A 16,066-nucleotide genomic window follows, 5' to 3' on the forward strand; every position below is an offset into this window, starting at 1 on the left:
TATCTCATTGTTCTAGTGGAAGTTCTATGTGGGCTGTATTTGACGGATACGTTTAAAAGGAGATGCAAAGTTAAAATAAATTGATGGTCGACAATCTGGTAATCCAAATTTCCTTGGTATTTATCAGCAAGATCTTGGAGGATAAGAAGGCCATACCCAGGGGAGATGTGTTTTTTTCTTGCAAATATTTTTTTGTTTGTACCAGATGAAACAATAGGTACAGGATTTTTTATCTGATAATATAAATACTGTTTTTGGGGATAGAGTTCAATATGGATGAATCTGTCTTCTTCAGACATCTGTAAATTGGCTTCTATGGCATTGTCGATGCTGTTGAATAAAAAAGAACTAATATCCAAATCTTCAATGCTCAACTTTTCTGGTAGAAGTCCTTTTACTTGAAAGTCAATATGATGACCCATAGTATTTATGTACTTTCTGTTTAGGACGATATCTGCAACATGATTACCGGTGCTAATGGCATTAGGAGTTTGGCTCATTTTATTCTTCAAGGATTGAAGATATTCAAAGGCATTTTTGCTATTATTTTCTTTTATCAGTAATTCCCAATTTTTTATATGATTATCTATATCATGCCAAACTTTATTGATGTATTCATGCTGTTCTTTGCTGTGAGAAAGATACTGCTCATTAGATTTGTTATACATTTCTTTGATTTTCTGTCTTTCATTTTGAAGAAAAAACAGATTTGTATTTAAATAAAAATAAGTAATAGCCAAAGTAAGAATGATAAAGCATACGCTAGTATAATAAAAAATAGAGACTAGTTCCCCATTGGTGTCAACATACAATAGTATTTGAATCAAAAATGCCGAGATAATGATAATCAGCAAGTAAACCATAGATAATATAAATGTATGTATTTTTGGTAGCAGCAATTGATGAGCACGAAATATCTTTGTTAGAAAAAAGAGAAACAAAAATTTAATGGCAACTGCATAAAAAGAAAAAATATATCGTGCACCTTCAGCTAAAAATATTAATTCATTAGGATGAGTTTTGGTAGCAAAATAAATAAGACAAATCAAGATGAACTCAGATAAAAAAATAGCCATATGAAAGAGCAATGTCATTAAGAAACCATAGATACTGTTACAATCATATGCCCTAGTAAGAAGGAAACACAAGAGAAAGGTTATAGGTATCTTTAGATAAATAGAGACATGATGAACACCAATTGCAAATACGAAAAAAGAAGCTCCTACAATAAAAAGAATCATAAGAGGTAAAGAATAAGATTTCTTTTTTATATGTACAAATCTAATAAAAAAATAAAAGAGTGCAAAATCCGATAGATATAAAATATATTCAAAAACGTAGTTTATAAGTTCCATGAGATCACCTATTTACGATAAATTCTTAAAAAAATCTTTTTTCAAATCTCCATAATTTCTTCTGGAAACGGGAAGTTGATCCCCTGTTGTGAGGATGACAGTATTATTATGTAAATACTTGATATGTGATAAATTTACTAGAATACCTTTATGTATTTCGTAAAAACTTTTATCAACAAAATTTGATTTCAGCTCTTTGAGGCTATAATTTATTATAGTATACATAGTTTTTAGTGTATGAATTTCAATGTATTTATTATTACGCTCGAAATATAGTATTTCATGAGGGTAGAGATTAACAAATCCTTCTCTTGTTTTAAATTTGTGATGGATGGACCTTGCTCTCAGCTTTTTTACTAATAGCTTCAACACTTTTATTATCTCAATTTCAAAATGGCTCTTTCTTACAAAATAAAAAATATCCAGTTCAAATATTTCATATACCTTATTGTGGAGTGAAGTTACAAAGATAAAAATGGCTAAAGGATCCAATTGGCGTATTGCCTTCGCCCCTTGGATACCGCTAATTCCTGGTAAATCGATATCAAAGAAAATAATATCATATCTTGCATTTTCTTTTTCAACCGTGGATATAAGAGCTTCCCCTGATGCAAAACAATGATATTGGCATAGAATATCCCTCTGTTTCAGCTCCGTTTCCAATGTGTTTTTCACATGATGTAAAAAGTTAAGATTATCTTCACATATGGCTATATGAAACAAATTATGTTCCATCCTTTCTTTGTTGAAATGAGTTTGTAGTGAGAAGGGTACGATAAATATGGAATTATGCTCCATTTATATTAGAAATCATATCATATAACAAGATAATTACAATAGAAAAAGATTTCGACAGAATTCGATTACCGCTTACGCCCGTATAACGACCGCTTATGCCAAAAGATACAAAAGGCATTTTATGTATGCTAGACTATAGAAAATATATTGTTTTAGTGATAATTTCGACAAATATTTGAATGAGGAGAAACTCGAAATGAAGGAGCAAATTCATCGTATCGTGTTACTAGAAGAAGAAGACACACAATTAATTATAGAAAAAATGGGGTGGTTAGTAAGTGCACATTTAAATAATTCTGATAAAATTATTATATTTGCTGATAATATACAATTACCTAATGCATATTCACCTGGGGAAATAAGAAGAAAGAAAAGTTGCTATCTTGAGGAATATGCTATATTAAAAAATGAAAAATATGAAATTATTGGACAAATTAATATAGCTGTTGACGTAAAAAAATTAATTCTCAAACTGAATATGTTATACATAGAAAAAAATTATGTCGACGATTTAATCTTAAATTTTTATGACTATATAAACTTGATAATGAATTCGGTTGTGATTTCTCCTAAAAAATTAAGACTAACAATTTCCTCTGTGAGCAATGAATATGAAAACATCCTGGAAAGGATTGGATTTAGAGTAGAAGCACAAAGATTTGGTGGACCAAAATTTCAAAAGCGTATAATTGATTATGTATGGGGGTGTGATAATGGTGAATGTATATGATAGTTTAATAGGACCGTATGAAGTTAGTATTGATATTACAAATAAGTGTAATCTTAGATGTTTACATTGTTATAATCAAAGTGGTGAAAATATATATATTGATGATGAATTAACTGATGATGAACTTTTAGTTTTAGTAAGGGAAATTGTTAGCATGAAGCCAGTGAATGTTTGTTTTTCAGGCGGAGAACCCTTACTTCGAAAAGAGTTGCTATATAAATTAATTTCAATTATTAGCGAAAATAGTATTATGACATCTATGGTATCAAATGGCTTGTTAATTGATAGCAAAGTTGCAGAGTTATTAAAAAGAGCAGGTTTAAGTAGAATCCAGATAAGTCTGGATGGGATCAAGAGTTCGCATGATATGTTACGAAATATGCAGGGAGCATTTTATAAAGTAATAGACTGCTTACAAATACTAAAAGATATTAATCTCCCAACATATATCGGATTTGTTCCAACAAAATGGAACATTGATGAATTTAATGAAATTGTAGATATTGCATTAGAGTTCGGAGTTGTCTCCGTAAGAACACAATATTTTATGCCAACTGGAAGAGGGGAAAGTAATAAAGAGATTATACCAACAGCAAAAGAGTATAGACGTTTATTGAGGGATCTATATTCACGAAAATACAAATTAATTAAAGATAAAAGTAATCTCATTATTGAGTGGGATGATCCTATACAGTATTTTTTCGATGTATGCGGGGAAAAAAGCTTATATCCACAGTTACATATAAAAGCTAATGGAAATGTAACAAATACACCATATTTGCCTATTACATTTGGCAATATTAAAAGCACAACATTTGAACAGATTATAGAGGAAGGCGCATTAAATCAAATTAATAATTCTCAGTTTGTTGAAATATGCAAAGCCATAACATGCATTGAAGACATGGTATTTAGTAATTTAAATTTACCTAAAAATTTTATAGAGGAAGATATTATGATCCAAATGGGGCGAGAAGTTATATGATCTCATTAACTTATTTTATTAATGAACAGGTGAAAAATGAAAAGTAAATTCAATTTTATTCCTACCATTAAAAAAGAAGATATTGTATATATCAGACAAGAAAAAGACGGTTTAATTTCAATTGCATTTGATAGTCCTATTGAACATAAACCATTATTATTTTCAAATTATGAAGCTAGATTTTTGTCATCATGTGATGGAAATAAAAAAGTTATAGATATAATCAGAGAAATAACAAATGAGGTCGAATCTAGCTTAATAGAAAATACAAAAACTAGTATGGAATTACTTAACTTGCTAACTGAATTGAAAGTGTTATATGGAAAACCAAATAATTCATATTTAAAACTTAGGAGTCAAAAAATAGGTGACTTTTTAATTACTGAAGTGCCGTATTGGGATCATCAGATTTATACAGAGTTTTGTAATAATGCACTCAGAAAAAGAGACAAGTACTTTATTTATTCAAAACCAGACATAATTATTTATGAAACTGTAAATTATAATGCAATGCTACAACAAAACATTGAGATGTTTTTTATAAAAAGACAGGATGAAATAGTAGGATTGCTTCTATTGAATAACGAATCATTTAACAGAGAATATACCCTAGATATGATGATATGCCAAAAAAATAATATTGAAACACTAAGATTGAAAGATCTTAATAAACTTTTGGAAAGTCCGTTTGAACGTATTAGTATATACACACTTCACAATGATGATAGGATTTTAGAATTATTTGAATCTAATCATCATTCACAATATAAATTGAATAACGAGTTTAAAGATTGTGAAACAAGTTTTGTATCATATTTATATTATGGGGGAAAAAATGAAATACATAAAAAATAAAGATATTGTAGGAAATTGTGAAAATGGTGGATATGTATTACTGAACATGATAAATGGTAATTTTTATGGATTATATGATTTGGCAGAGGAAATCTGGAGTATTCTTGATTCAGAAAGTCAATTTGAAGAGATTGTAAAAAGGCTATCAAACAAATATATAGATATAAGTAAAAGCGATATTTTAAATGATGTGGAGACCTTTATGCAAGAGTTACTGCATGAGGAACTTGTTTTTATAGATGACTAATATAATAACGTTTATCTATATCTATATAGTTGTAACATTGTTTGATATCAATCTGAAAAAAAACGGATTTGCAGAAATGTTTAAAAGATACGTTTCTAAATATGAAAAATTACCCGAAAAAAGATATGATGCTCCTGAACAAACGAATGAAGAGATTTTTAAATTACTTGAAACAATAGAAAAAGCATGTGTATTCTATCCTAGAAATGCTAAGTGCATTCATAAGGCATTTATTTCTTATCGATATTTGCGAAAAAAATATGGCATCCAGGTAAAATTAATAATTGGAGTATCTAATTTTCCCTTTGGTGCACATGCATGGATTAAACAAAATGAGCATGATATAGGAGAATATGATACTGAAATTGATAATTATACGATTATTTTAGATTCATCGTCTTACTCAATAAAGGAGGACAAAAGTGAAGTGGTATCAAGGGCAAATTAAGTTGTCAATTACAAACAAAGATTTAAATATTGAAAAGAAAGTAATACGAAAATTTCCTAATATAAATATTATTGGATCTTCAAGTAATAATTTCATTGATGGAAATTACTCTGAAATATCAAACTTAGAATACATAAATACACAAAACAATGAGCTGACAGAGAAAATACTGTTCTTTGGTGATGCAGAGATTTTCAATAGCGATTTTTTAAAGAAAAAATACTCTATAGGCACCGATTTAATTATTTCCCTGTATAAACATATCGGTATTGATTTTATAAAAGAACTATATGGTGAATTTTCATTTGTACTCATCGATATAATAAAAAAAGAAGTCATATTAGCTACAGATCATTTAGGAATCAAACCATTATTTTGGACAATACACAGAGAAATGATAGTTTATGCTTCGGATTTATTTTTATTAGAAGAATATTATGACCCAAATAAATTAAATAAGGAATATTTTAAAGAATACATAGATAATAATGGCCAAATTAGTAGTAAATTAACTCCGTATTCAGATGTTGAACGCGTAGAGGGAGGAAATTATATAAAAATATCATACGACAAGTGGAAGATAAATACAACTACTTATTGGGATCTATCGTCAATTGTAGAAAAAATACAATATAAAGATGAAAAAGAGTATATTGATGAATTTCGCGAAATACTAAAAGATTCTATAAGTAATCGATTGGCACGTAAAGATAAAAATGCGGTATTAATGAGTGGAGGATTGGATTCTACATCAATTTTTGCATTAAGTAAATCTTATTTTGATAAAGATATAAAACCAATTTCAGGAGTTTTTGATAAGCTAAAATCTTGTGATGAAAGATATTTTATCGAAATGGTTTTGGACAAATATAATACAGATAAAATATACGTCAAATGTGACGAATTTGGCATGTTAAAAGGTTATCCAGAAGATTATATTAGAACAGACGAGCCTTATATAGATTCGCTGAATCTTGAACTTACGAAAAATCTGATTATGGAATCATCTAGGGTTAGTCGAATAAATCTTATTGATGGATATGCAGCTGATCATTTACTCTCAGGATCACTAATTAATGTTCTTGACAAGATTAAAAGTTGCCAAATGAGTGATGCATTTAAAGATATCGTTGAAATATCTATTATGGAAAATAATTCTGTGTTTGAATCTATAAATAGATATATATTCACTCCGTTAATCAACAAGTCTAGTTTTCCAGAATTTGACGATAGCATGTTTGAGAGAATTAGAAAAAGATTTAGTAAAAACATGGGATACAATCAAAAGCAATTATATATTGAGATTTTCAATGCAAAATCATATCATTGTTTAGATCGTGAAATTGCACCACTTTATAACGTTACATCGCGTCATCCATTTCTTGATAAAGAACTTCTTGAATACATTTACAAAATACCGGGTGATTTTAGATCAAACAGGAAATATAATAAATACATTTTAAGAGAAGCGATTAAAGGATTTTTGCCAGAAGAAATTATTGAAAGAATTACAAAAACCCAACATGTTTCCTTGACTTTTAAAGGCATAAATGAAAATTGGCATAAGATTTATAAAGATGCTTGCGATTTTAAATTAAGTTTTCTTGATATTTTAGGAATATCAAAACACGAATGGATCGAGGAATTAATGAGGTTTAGAAATGGACAAATTAATGATGGTAACTTTATGGCCTTACTGTCCTTAGAATTATGGTTTGCTAACCATTTTGACGGTTGTAAAAGTTACAATCACTAATTATAAATCACTGCGTTAAATATAAAAAAAGAAAAGAGGAAAAAGTATGACAAATAGCACATATATAAAACCAACATTAGCCAAGTTCGGCAATTCAAATGAAGTCATAAAAGGAGCTTGTGGATTCGGAGCAGAAAATATTGTACTTAATAAAACGGGCGCTACTAAAAAAACGATAAGAAAATGGGTTTTAGTAAGCAGAGTGACATTACTGGCAGGTCCGTGGGTTGACAAATATGAATGCCGTGATACTTCAGGTTGTTCTACCCAAAGCCATGAGTGTAGTAGATAATTATTAAATAAACTATTAACGCAGTGAAATATTTTTCTAGCTGTGCTTAAGCACAGCTAAAAAAATATAAAGGAGAGTTCATGGATAAGGTGATTTGTATTTTATTTGTGGTTATATATTTGGTCTGTATTTACAGGCTAAATTGCTATGAAAAATTTCAAAAAAATACTATTGATTTAAAAAGTATAGGAGATAAAGGTGTTTATTTTAATAATAGAACCATTTTGCTTCTCGAATATATAGATTTTAGCGATAATATTGAATTATATATGGATATTTTTAATCAAATTAGTAAATGCAAAACAAAGGTATATATTATTTTATGTGATAATGAATCACTTTATAAAGAAATAGAATTAATAGAAATGTACAGAGTTAGATCCATCCCTAGTGTAATAGAATCTTATGAAGATATTAAATCCTATAAGATGGAGGACTATTTAAATAGATGATCAATATAATTTATACAATCTTACAGTTAATTGTTTGTCTGACGATATCTATTACTTTCTATTCTAATGGGGTAAAAAAGATTAAGAATATTTATTCATACTACAAATCATTCCAAGAATACAATATTATTTCTAATAAAAAAATATTAAAGATGATTGTCAGTATGTTAATTTCTTTTGAGTTAATGCTATGTATTATGATTTTATTTCCAAGTTTTAGATTAACAGCAAGTATAGTAGGAATGTTTATTCAGGCATTTTATATTTTAACTTTGATTTTAAATTATGGGAGAAACATTAGCAGTAATTGTGGATGTTTCAACATAAATGTTCCTAAATACATAGATTTTAAATCCGTAGCGGTTAGTTTTATTTATTTGTATTTATTTGTAATCGTGTTGTTGTTTAATTAAGTTAAAAGGTGAGGTATAAAAAATGGTTAGTGTCATATCGTTATTTGCAGTTGCATTAACATTTGTTTTCTCAGGATTTTCAAAACTAATTTCTATCAGAGGGTCAAGCGAATTTGCAGAAAATCTGGGCATTTTTCCACCTAAAATTGGTTCGATTTTAGGATTTTTCATGCCTTTTGTGGAACTGTTTGTAGGGTTGGGGTTGCTTCTTTTTACGCGTGTTTATATTTTGGTTATAGCTTACGGAATAATCTTCTTTTTTTTAGCTCTAAATATGAAATTCATATTGGAGAGAAAAGAAATGAACTGTTTTTGCTATGGAAATATATTGGAATCAAAACTAGGAAAAGGCGGTTTTATTCATTATATCTATTTACTAGTGGCTTTAGGAGTTGGAAGTATGTCTATTGACCAAGATATAATCAAAGTAATATATAATGTAGATTCTATAAACTTAGTCTTTGTCATTTTAACCATGTTATTATTGGCGGCAAATAGCATCATAATTCAATTAGTAATCGATAAGGCATAAATATAAAGAGGGGTGATCGGATGGATATAAATATTTCAATAATTGTAATACTGCTATTTATAATTACTACGCAATTTATACTGAACATTTATATTATTAAAAAAAACAATATCATGGGATATGATATGGGACCTAAAATAGGAGAGGTATTTCCTATGGAGTTTATAAATGATTCAAAGATTTTAAACTCCTATGAGATAAAAAAAATTGCAGAAGGAAAAAAACATATGTGCTTTGTATCTATAGGATGCGAAAGTTGTGAGAGTGTTTTGGAATACCTAAAGAAAAATCATAAAGAAGACCATGAAAATATTGCTTTAATTGTGGAAGGAAATAAAGAGGAAGCAGAGGAGTGGTATAAAAAAAATAATTATGATTTCTACTCATTTTACATAGACATGAAGAACATGACACAAGAATTAAAAATTAATAGATTTCCATTTATATTTATCCTAGAAGATGGCACAGTAAAGAGTAAGGGACCTTTGTTTGAAGAATATATTGAAAATTATCTAACAAGATAGAAAAAGATAAATAGGAGTCTTAGCTAAATGGTTAAAAAAAAAGAAGTGATAGTTAAGAAGTTCAGAAAAAAAAACAGTAATAAATTAAAGGCATTTATGGAATATTTATTACAGATTATGAAGTGGATGTTTCTAAAAAGCAAATTGATAACAGTATCGTGGATTATATTGATACTAGGTGTAGCAGTATTTCCTTCTATTAATATTATATTAAGCAAATTATCGATAGATTACATAAATAATATCCAACAAGATCCATCCTTCCTAAAGAAATCATTTGTGATATTATTTTTAATAGTAATAAGCAATGTAGCATTTACGATCATAAGTTCAATTACCACTATACTATATGCTAAAATAAAACAAAAAGTAGATTTTTATGTACAAAAATTATTGTATGAAAAGTTGAACATTATTGAAATTACTAAATTTGAAGAAAATGATTTCTATACGAAACTTTCATTAGCCCAAGAGGCTATTTATAGGAATTGTTTAGATATTATTAATTATTTTTTCAATGTAATACAAGATTTACTTGTAATAATTGGAGTATTACTTATACTGGTTTCGGTTCATTGGAGTTTACCTATTGCCCTGATTTTATCTACAGTACCCGGTGTGATTTCAATAGTTTTAGGAAAAACCATGAGATTTAAAATGAAATGGGACAATTCTGAAAAGAACCGGCAGATGAGTTATATTACAAGTATATTTTTTAATCGAATTACTATAAAAGAAGTAAGGCTATTTGGTATAGGGGAGTACTTGATAGATAAGTGGTCAAATTTATACGCAATAATAAATCGAGAAAATATAAAAATTGTGTCAAAAGAAGAAAAGATGAAGCTCATTGGAATAACGGTTTTACAATTTTCTAGTTTTTTGATTTCCTGTTATTTAATTAGTTTAATTGCCAGTAATCAAATTACTTTAGGTGTATATGTTTCTTTGGCAACAGCGATTACAACAATACAAGGATCCCTAAGTAGCATATGGGGACATATCGGTGAGATTTTTGAAATCCATTTATCTACCCAAGAATTGCTTGATATTATTAATAATAACGGAGATGAAGGCTTGAGAGATAAAACAAAATTACAAGAGATTTCAAAAATCGGATTATTTGATTTGTCATTTAGATATCCAAATGATGATAAGTATACCCTTAAGGATATTAATTTGGAGATTAAAAAGGGTGAAAAAATTGCTATTGTTGGAGATAATGGTGCAGGTAAATCAACATTAGTTAATATATTATTGGGTTTATATCAAGAATATGAAGGAGAAGTGCTGGTTAATGATATAGAGTTGAAAAAAATTGATATAAAATCGTATAATAATCTGTTTTCAGCAATTTTACAAAATTTTGTACATTATAACTTTACAGTTAAAGAAAATATTGCATTTGGTAATATAGAAAAAATACATAATAATGACCTTATTTATGAAGCTCTTAAGGAGGTTGATTTATATGATAAAATATGTACATTTAAAAATGGTATAGATACAATACTTGGAAAAGAGTATGAAGATGGTGAAGAATTATCTGGAGGACAATGGCAGAAACTAGCGATTGCTCGTGCAATATTAAGAAGTTCAGAATTTGTTGTTTTGGACGAACCTACATCAGCACTAGACCCAATTTCAGAGTTGGAAATATTCAGATTATTTAATCGATTATTTCATGATAAAACGACAATCACGATATCCCATCGGCTAGGAATTACAAGATATGTTGATAAAATCATAGTCATGAGTAAAGGAGAAATTGCAGAGGTGGGGAGCCACGATGAACTTATCAGTCTAGGTCAAATTTATTATAAAATGTATAACAGCCAAGCTAATTGGTACCAACAAGAGGGGGAAGTTCTGTGAATGAGAAAATACCAATATTACAAGCAAGAAATCTATCCAGAATCTATGAAAAGGGAGAAGAAAAAGTTCGTGCTTTAGATGGTGTCGACTTTGAATTGTACAAGGGTGAGATGGTGGCTGTCATGGGGGCAAGCGGCTCGGGGAAGAGCACCTTGCTCAATGTACTGGGTGCATTGGATTCTCCCACAAGAGGGGGAATCAAGATAAATGGAAGAGAAGCAAAAAACTATCATGTGGAGCCTAATGCAACGAAATACAGGAGTCAAAATATTGGATTTGTATTTCAAGATTTCAATCTATTAAAAGACCTTACTGTAGAGGACAATCTAGCATTGCCATTGATCTTAAAAAATATGGAGGATGAAGTTATTTCTCAAAAAGTAGAAGAAATAATTCAGTTGGTTGGCTTAGATGGACGTCAAAAACATAGACCGGTGGAACTTTCCGGTGGGCAGCAGCAGCGGGTTGCCATTGCCAGGGCACTCATTACCTCGCCAGCGGTTTTATTGGCCGATGAACCAACGGGGAACTTGGATTATAATACATCTGTTGAAATATTAGAGCCACATACGCAGACCGGGTAATCTTTCTTCATGACGGCAAAGTGGTAGATGAATACAAAAAAAGTGGAAAAAAAGGTCATATGGATGAGATATTAAATAAGACAAAGAAGATACTGGAGGGATAGCCATGATACGTTCGATATCAGGTGTGGCAAGAAAAATATTAGCTGCCAATAAGATGTCCTTTTTATCCACCATAATCAGTATAGCCATATCCGTTGCCCTGATTGTTAGTATGTTTTCCTTGGCGCATAATGCGGAAAATACCGCAAAAGATGAATTTACGAAGCTATATGGAACCGTAGATATTTTTGCGGGATACGACCGAAGTCAACCTTTTCAAAATAAGGACATTATTGATCAAATAGATGGATTAAGCTCCATTCAAGAAACAGGCACTTTTATTGTAGGACATCTATTCGTCGATCAAGGAAATGATGCAACCTACTCTGTAGGGGTAGATAATAGTGAACTGTCAAAATCCAGATATAAATATGAAGAAGATATTGAAAAAGGGGAAGTTGCACTCAATGAAGGATTATTGGAAGCACTGCACAAAACAATAGGTGATAAAATAATCATCGAACAGAGGGAGTTTGTCATATCCGAAAGCTTTCAAGATTTAAGTAACCGCTATGCCGATATGCCGGATATGATTTTGATTCATATTGACAGCTATCGAGATCTTTTAAAAGAGCCTATTGTAGCAACTGACCTATCAATCGATGTAGCAGATACACATAGTGTCTTAGAGGTAGCCGAAGAAATCAAAAGAATAGATCCCAATATACAGTTGGATTTGTTGGAAGAAGATGAAGAAATACAAACAAATATGAATTCTTTAAAAACATTCATGATTGTGCTGTCCATCATCATTATTATGATGTGCTCTCTATTTGTCCTGTCAAATTTTCAAATCTTCCTATATAATTACCGCAAACAATTTGCTCTATTTCGAGCAATCGGTGCCGGCGCAAAACAGTCCTTTGCATTGGTACTCTATCAGTGTACAGCGATAAATGCCATTGGTGTATGCCTGGGGCTTCTCTTATCCTATTTTTCCAGCGGTCTATTACAGGAAACAATAGGACAAATCTTTTTTGGCGCCTCAAGTTCTATGGCCTTTTCCTTAAGTTTTTCGGCAAAGGTAGGGATAAGTGCTTTCTTCATTATAGAAATTTTTATGTTGTTGCCAGCCATCCGCAGCTCCAAAATCATGCCCTTATTGATTGTAGAAGAAAACGAAAAGCTGGAAGGGAATAAAAAAACTAAATATATGGGTTTTGGAATGATGGTATTATCCTGTATTCTATTTGTAATAGGATATATAAAAACCTATCAAGGAGATACTGGTGTCATTTTAGGCATCTTTTCTTCAGTTCTATTTATATTAGGTGTGTATTTGGTAATTCCTTTTATTATACAAAATATTCTTAAGAGATTTACCCCTGTTGCTCAAAGATTTGGTAGAAAAAACATAGTGGTGGCCATTAAGAATCTGCTGCCTCAGGTAAAGAAAAGTACTGTGATTATGATGGCAATCAGCACCATGATTATCATTACTCTATTCGGAAGCAGCGCCTATCATACCATACTCAAAAACAATGAGAATTATCTTAAAAGTGAATACGCACTGGATTTGGTCGTAACAACGAGGGAAACTAGTACCCTAAACCTGGATAAGGAGTTTAGAATAGCTTTGTCTGACCTAGACAGTGTAGAAAGTAGTGTGCCTTTTAGCAACATGAATTATCTTTACTACAAGATTGGAGAGGAACAAAAAGATGTTGATTTTGTATATATAGATATTGAGAGCATGGTAAAGGAAGGGATGCTTCCTCAGGTGGCAATGGAGCTGAGAGGTGATGTCATTGTCAACCAAACTTTTGCGGACCTATACGATTTATCGGTAGACGATACCATAGAGGTGAAAGGCTCAGAAGTTAGTACGGATCCCATCGATCAAGTGGATACACAAAAGGGTTTTCAACAAAGGAGAGTGGGGATGATTGTAGATGAACTTCCCTATCCGGGAACCTATACAGGGGAGATGATGTGGCTCGACTGGGCAGATTCAGCTTTTCAAAATGAGTTTACAGGGTTTAATAAAAGTTATATCTCCACCAATGATTTAGAGCAAACTATTAATGAATTGGAACAGCTGAAAAGAACCTATCCTCAGATCAAATGGTCTACCCTGGAAGAAGCATTAAATCTCTCAGAAGAAATGATGATTCAAAGATGGCAGCTATTTATCATCGTCATTCTTTCTATTTTAGTTTCATTGGTTTTTGGAGGCGTGAATATGCTCATGAACAACATCCTGTCCAAGCGGAAAGAATACGCCATTTTAAGAACATTCCAAGCAGAGAGAAAAGATTTGATTGCTATTATCCTCACACAGGTATTGGTTTATAATTTCATCGGCATTTTTTTAGGGACAATAATAGGGACGATAATGACCCATATGATTACATTGACGGAAAACAACCGTTTTGCAAACATTGACTTCTCTTTAATGGGATGGATTGCCCTGATAATTATCCTTGTATCTGTTTTAGTATTTGTTCCAGTGGCAATATCTTTATCGAAGAAAAAAATTGCAGAGGAGATCAGGTAGGAAAAATGGATAGATATAAGTCAGAAGAATATTTTGAACCGTTCAGGCAAAATATTATAGGTGGTAATTTACAAGTGGAAACGATACATGGTATGAAGACTATGGTCTATGCAGATTGGATGGCAAGCGGAAGACTGTATCGGCCTATTGAGGAATATATAAGTGAAACAATAGGCCCATATGTAGGCAATACACATACAAAAAGTAATATTATTGGTTCAACAATGGATTTTGTGTATGAAGAGGCGAGAAGAATCATAAAAAAAAGCGTTAAAGCATCAGATGATGATGCACTTCTTTTTGTTGGTACAGGTATGACTTCTGCAGTCAATAAATTACTAAGAATATTGGGTTTAAAAATACCGGAAAACTTTGCAGCTAGATTGTATATTGAAGAAGATGAAAAACCTATTGTTTTTGTTTCGCACATGGAGCATAATTCAAATTACTTACCTTGGTTAGAATCGATTGCTGAAGTCAAGATAATTGCATGTGGTCCAAATGGTCAAATTGACGTTGATGATTTAAGAAAAAATCTATTAATATATCAAAATAGGCGAGTGAAAATTGGATCATTTACAGCATGTTCAAATGTAACAGGCATTAAAACAAATTGTCATCAACTTGCTAAAATAATGCACGAGTTTGACGGACTATGTTTTATTGACTACACTGCATTAGCACCTTATGATGAAATCAGTATGGTAGGAAATAATGATGATGAAAGATTAGATGCAATTTATTTCTCAATGCATAAATTTTTAGGGGGGCCAGGGTCATCAGGAGTATTGATTTTTGATTCCCAAATATATAACTGTAAAGCTCCCGATGCGGTAGGAGGTGGGACTGTAAATTGGGTGAATCCATGGGGAAAAAGAAGTTACATATCTAATATTGAAGTAAGAGAGGAAGGTGGTACCCCAGGAATTTTGCAAGCAGTGAAGGCTGGCATGTGCTTTCAACTAAAAGAAGAAATGGGAATAAAAAGAATTACTTTACGAGAAAGAGAGCTATTAAATCTCTTAACTATTGAACTGAGCAGAATAAGCGGCTTGGGCATTATGGGTATAGAAAATACAAATCGAATTGGTGCTTTATCCTTTTATACAGAAAGAATACATCATCATTTATTTGCTAAGGTGTTGAACGATCAATTTGCCGTTCAAGTGAGAAGCGGATGCTTTTGTGCAGGCGTATATGGTCATTATTTACTAAATATTGGTAATGAGGAATCGAAAAAAATTGCAAATGAAATAGAAAATAGTGAATTTTATAAAAAACCAGGATGGGTTAGAATTTCAATCCATCCTACAATGAAAAATAGTGAAATGATATATATAGCAAATGCTATAAAAACAATCGTTGAAAATATTGATAGAATAAAAGGAGAATATGTGTATCATAATGAAACAGATGAATTTATACATAAATCATGGTTTAAAAATAGAAATAGATTGAAGGTTCTTTTATGGAGTATGATATAATAAATTGCTTCTTGAGGACTAATTCCAAAAGTGCTAGCATGAATTCTTTCCATACAATTGGAAGAAGCAAGTCTTTATAATACTTGAGTTTCCGTGTTTTTATCCACAGGCTAGTTATTTAACAAGAATACTTATTA

18 protein-coding genes are annotated in these 16,066 nt (G+C 30.7%); 15 read left to right on the forward strand and 3 right to left on the reverse strand.

The window, feature by feature from the left end:
• Together Q7P22_RS09210 and Q7P22_RS09215 are read right to left on the reverse strand one after the other, a co-directional pair.
• Window positions 1–1,355, reverse strand: a 1,355-nt coding sequence (locus Q7P22_RS09210) for a GHKL domain-containing protein (protein WP_303863488.1), incomplete at its 3' end; no start/stop codon positions are given.
• A gap of 12 nt (window positions 1,356–1,367) precedes the next feature.
• The gene (locus Q7P22_RS09215; protein WP_369695516.1) at window positions 1,368–2,153 is read right to left on the reverse strand and encodes a LytR/AlgR family response regulator transcription factor; all 786 of its coding nucleotides are present in this window, start codon (window positions 2,151–2,153) and stop codon (window positions 1,368–1,370) included.
• 196 nt (window positions 2,154–2,349) lie between these two features.
• On the opposite strand from Q7P22_RS09215, the gene Q7P22_RS09220 reads away from it, so the two are divergent.
• The 9 genes from Q7P22_RS09220 (at window position 2,350) to Q7P22_RS09260 (ending at window position 8,331) form a co-directional block, all read left to right on the forward strand.
• Window positions 2,350–2,883, forward strand: a complete 534-nt coding sequence (locus Q7P22_RS09220) for a hypothetical protein (RefSeq protein ID WP_303863492.1) — start codon at window positions 2,350–2,352, stop codon at window positions 2,881–2,883.
• Window positions 2,867–3,868, forward strand: a complete 1,002-nt coding sequence (locus tag Q7P22_RS09225) for a radical SAM/SPASM domain-containing protein (protein WP_303863494.1) — start codon at window positions 2,867–2,869, stop codon at window positions 3,866–3,868. The genes Q7P22_RS09220 and Q7P22_RS09225 overlap by 17 nt, the downstream gene beginning before the upstream one ends.
• Window positions 3,869–3,904: 36 nt before the next feature.
• On the forward strand, window positions 3,905–4,723 hold the full coding sequence (locus Q7P22_RS09230; protein ID WP_303863496.1) for a hypothetical protein: 819 nt from the start codon (window positions 3,905–3,907) through the stop codon (window positions 4,721–4,723).
• Entirely contained in the window at window positions 4,704–4,970 is a 267-nt protein-coding gene (locus Q7P22_RS09235; protein ID WP_303863499.1) for a PqqD family protein, read from the forward strand. Before Q7P22_RS09230 ends, Q7P22_RS09235 begins: the two co-directional genes overlap by 20 nt.
• Window positions 4,963–5,418 carry a lasso peptide biosynthesis B2 protein gene (locus Q7P22_RS09240; RefSeq protein WP_303863501.1) on the forward strand — a complete coding sequence of 152 codons (456 nt, stop codon included), beginning with the start codon at window positions 4,963–4,965 and terminating at the stop codon, window positions 5,416–5,418. Before Q7P22_RS09235 ends, Q7P22_RS09240 begins: the two co-directional genes overlap by 8 nt.
• Window positions 5,393–7,174, forward strand: coding sequence for an asparagine synthase-related protein (locus Q7P22_RS09245; protein ID WP_303863503.1), 1,782 nt, complete (start codon window positions 5,393–5,395; stop codon window positions 7,172–7,174). The genes Q7P22_RS09240 and Q7P22_RS09245 overlap by 26 nt, the downstream gene beginning before the upstream one ends.
• 46 nt (window positions 7,175–7,220) lie before the next feature.
• On the forward strand, window positions 7,221–7,466 hold the full coding sequence (locus Q7P22_RS09250) for a hypothetical protein (protein ID WP_303863505.1): 246 nt from the start codon (window positions 7,221–7,223) through the stop codon (window positions 7,464–7,466).
• A gap of 80 nt (window positions 7,467–7,546) precedes the next feature.
• On the forward strand, window positions 7,547–7,918 hold the full coding sequence (locus Q7P22_RS09255; RefSeq protein WP_303863506.1) for a hypothetical protein: 372 nt from the start codon (window positions 7,547–7,549) through the stop codon (window positions 7,916–7,918).
• A complete protein-coding gene (locus tag Q7P22_RS09260; RefSeq protein ID WP_303863508.1) occupies window positions 7,915–8,331 on the forward strand; it encodes a MauE/DoxX family redox-associated membrane protein in 417 nt (138 codons plus the stop codon). The genes Q7P22_RS09255 and Q7P22_RS09260 overlap by 4 nt, the downstream gene beginning before the upstream one ends.
• Here Q7P22_RS09260 and Q7P22_RS09265 read toward each other — a convergent pair.
• Window positions 8,302–8,502, reverse strand: a complete 201-nt coding sequence (locus Q7P22_RS09265) for a hypothetical protein (RefSeq protein ID WP_303863510.1) — start codon at window positions 8,500–8,502, stop codon at window positions 8,302–8,304. The two genes, Q7P22_RS09260 and Q7P22_RS09265, sit on opposite strands and share 30 nt — an antisense overlap.
• Between Q7P22_RS09265 and Q7P22_RS14975 the strand changes: the two genes are divergently transcribed.
• From Q7P22_RS14975 to Q7P22_RS09295, 6 genes are all read left to right on the forward strand, one after another.
• Entirely contained in the window at window positions 8,420–8,863 is a 444-nt protein-coding gene (locus Q7P22_RS14975; protein ID WP_369695517.1) for a MauE/DoxX family redox-associated membrane protein, read from the forward strand. The genes Q7P22_RS09265 and Q7P22_RS14975 overlap by 83 nt on opposite strands.
• Before the next feature lie 20 nt (window positions 8,864–8,883).
• A complete protein-coding gene (locus Q7P22_RS09275; RefSeq protein WP_303863513.1) occupies window positions 8,884–9,387 on the forward strand; it encodes a hypothetical protein in 504 nt (167 codons plus the stop codon).
• Between the two features lie 27 nt (window positions 9,388–9,414).
• A complete protein-coding gene (locus Q7P22_RS09280; protein WP_303863515.1) occupies window positions 9,415–11,262 on the forward strand; it encodes an ABC transporter ATP-binding protein in 1,848 nt (615 codons plus the stop codon).
• The gene (locus tag Q7P22_RS09285; RefSeq protein WP_303863517.1) at window positions 11,259–11,846 is read left to right on the forward strand and encodes an ABC transporter ATP-binding protein; all 588 of its coding nucleotides are present in this window, start codon (window positions 11,259–11,261) and stop codon (window positions 11,844–11,846) included. The genes Q7P22_RS09280 and Q7P22_RS09285 overlap by 4 nt, the downstream gene beginning before the upstream one ends.
• A gap of 106 nt (window positions 11,847–11,952) precedes the next feature.
• The gene (locus Q7P22_RS09290) at window positions 11,953–14,445 is read left to right on the forward strand and encodes an FtsX-like permease family protein (protein WP_303863519.1); all 2,493 of its coding nucleotides are present in this window, start codon (window positions 11,953–11,955) and stop codon (window positions 14,443–14,445) included.
• Between the two features lie 5 nt (window positions 14,446–14,450).
• Entirely contained in the window at window positions 14,451–15,929 is a 1,479-nt protein-coding gene (locus tag Q7P22_RS09295; RefSeq protein ID WP_303863521.1) for an aminotransferase class V-fold PLP-dependent enzyme, read from the forward strand.
• Window positions 15,930–16,066: the final 137 nt, after the last annotated feature.

Source organism: Alkalibaculum bacchi (assembly GCF_937875145.1).
In the GTDB taxonomy this organism is placed as follows: Bacteria; Bacillota; Clostridia; order Eubacteriales; family Alkalibacteraceae; genus Alkalibaculum; species Alkalibaculum bacchi_A.

What these genes read in the sequence shown, in the direction of transcription:
- Q7P22_RS09215 (WP_369695516.1), bottom strand. Translation starts at nt 2,153, where the DNA reads ATGGAGCATAATTCCATATTTATCGTACCCTTCTCACTACAAACTCAT.
- Q7P22_RS09220 (WP_303863492.1), top strand. Translation starts at nt 2,350, where the DNA reads ATGAAGGAGCAAATTCATCGTATCGTGTTACTAGAAGAAGAAGACACA.
- Q7P22_RS09225 (WP_303863494.1), top strand. Translation starts at nt 2,867, where the DNA reads ATGGTGAATGTATATGATAGTTTAATAGGACCGTATGAAGTTAGTATT.
- Q7P22_RS09230 (WP_303863496.1), top strand. Translation starts at nt 3,905, where the DNA reads ATGAAAAGTAAATTCAATTTTATTCCTACCATTAAAAAAGAAGATATT.
- Q7P22_RS09235 (WP_303863499.1), top strand. Translation starts at nt 4,704, where the DNA reads ATGAAATACATAAAAAATAAAGATATTGTAGGAAATTGTGAAAATGGT.
- Q7P22_RS09240 (WP_303863501.1), top strand. Translation starts at nt 4,963, where the DNA reads ATGACTAATATAATAACGTTTATCTATATCTATATAGTTGTAACATTG.
- Q7P22_RS09250 (WP_303863505.1), top strand. Translation starts at nt 7,221, where the DNA reads ATGACAAATAGCACATATATAAAACCAACATTAGCCAAGTTCGGCAAT.
- Q7P22_RS09255 (WP_303863506.1), top strand. Translation starts at nt 7,547, where the DNA reads ATGGATAAGGTGATTTGTATTTTATTTGTGGTTATATATTTGGTCTGT.
- Q7P22_RS09260 (WP_303863508.1), top strand. Translation starts at nt 7,915, where the DNA reads ATGATCAATATAATTTATACAATCTTACAGTTAATTGTTTGTCTGACG.
- Q7P22_RS09265 (WP_303863510.1), bottom strand. Translation starts at nt 8,502, where the DNA reads ATGAAAAATCCTAAAATCGAACCAATTTTAGGTGGAAAAATGCCCAGA.
- Q7P22_RS09275 (WP_303863513.1), top strand. Translation starts at nt 8,884, where the DNA reads ATGGATATAAATATTTCAATAATTGTAATACTGCTATTTATAATTACT.
- Q7P22_RS09280 (WP_303863515.1), top strand. Translation starts at nt 9,415, where the DNA reads ATGGTTAAAAAAAAAGAAGTGATAGTTAAGAAGTTCAGAAAAAAAAAC.
- Q7P22_RS09290 (WP_303863519.1), top strand. Translation starts at nt 11,953, where the DNA reads ATGATACGTTCGATATCAGGTGTGGCAAGAAAAATATTAGCTGCCAAT.
- Q7P22_RS09295 (WP_303863521.1), top strand. Translation starts at nt 14,451, where the DNA reads ATGGATAGATATAAGTCAGAAGAATATTTTGAACCGTTCAGGCAAAAT.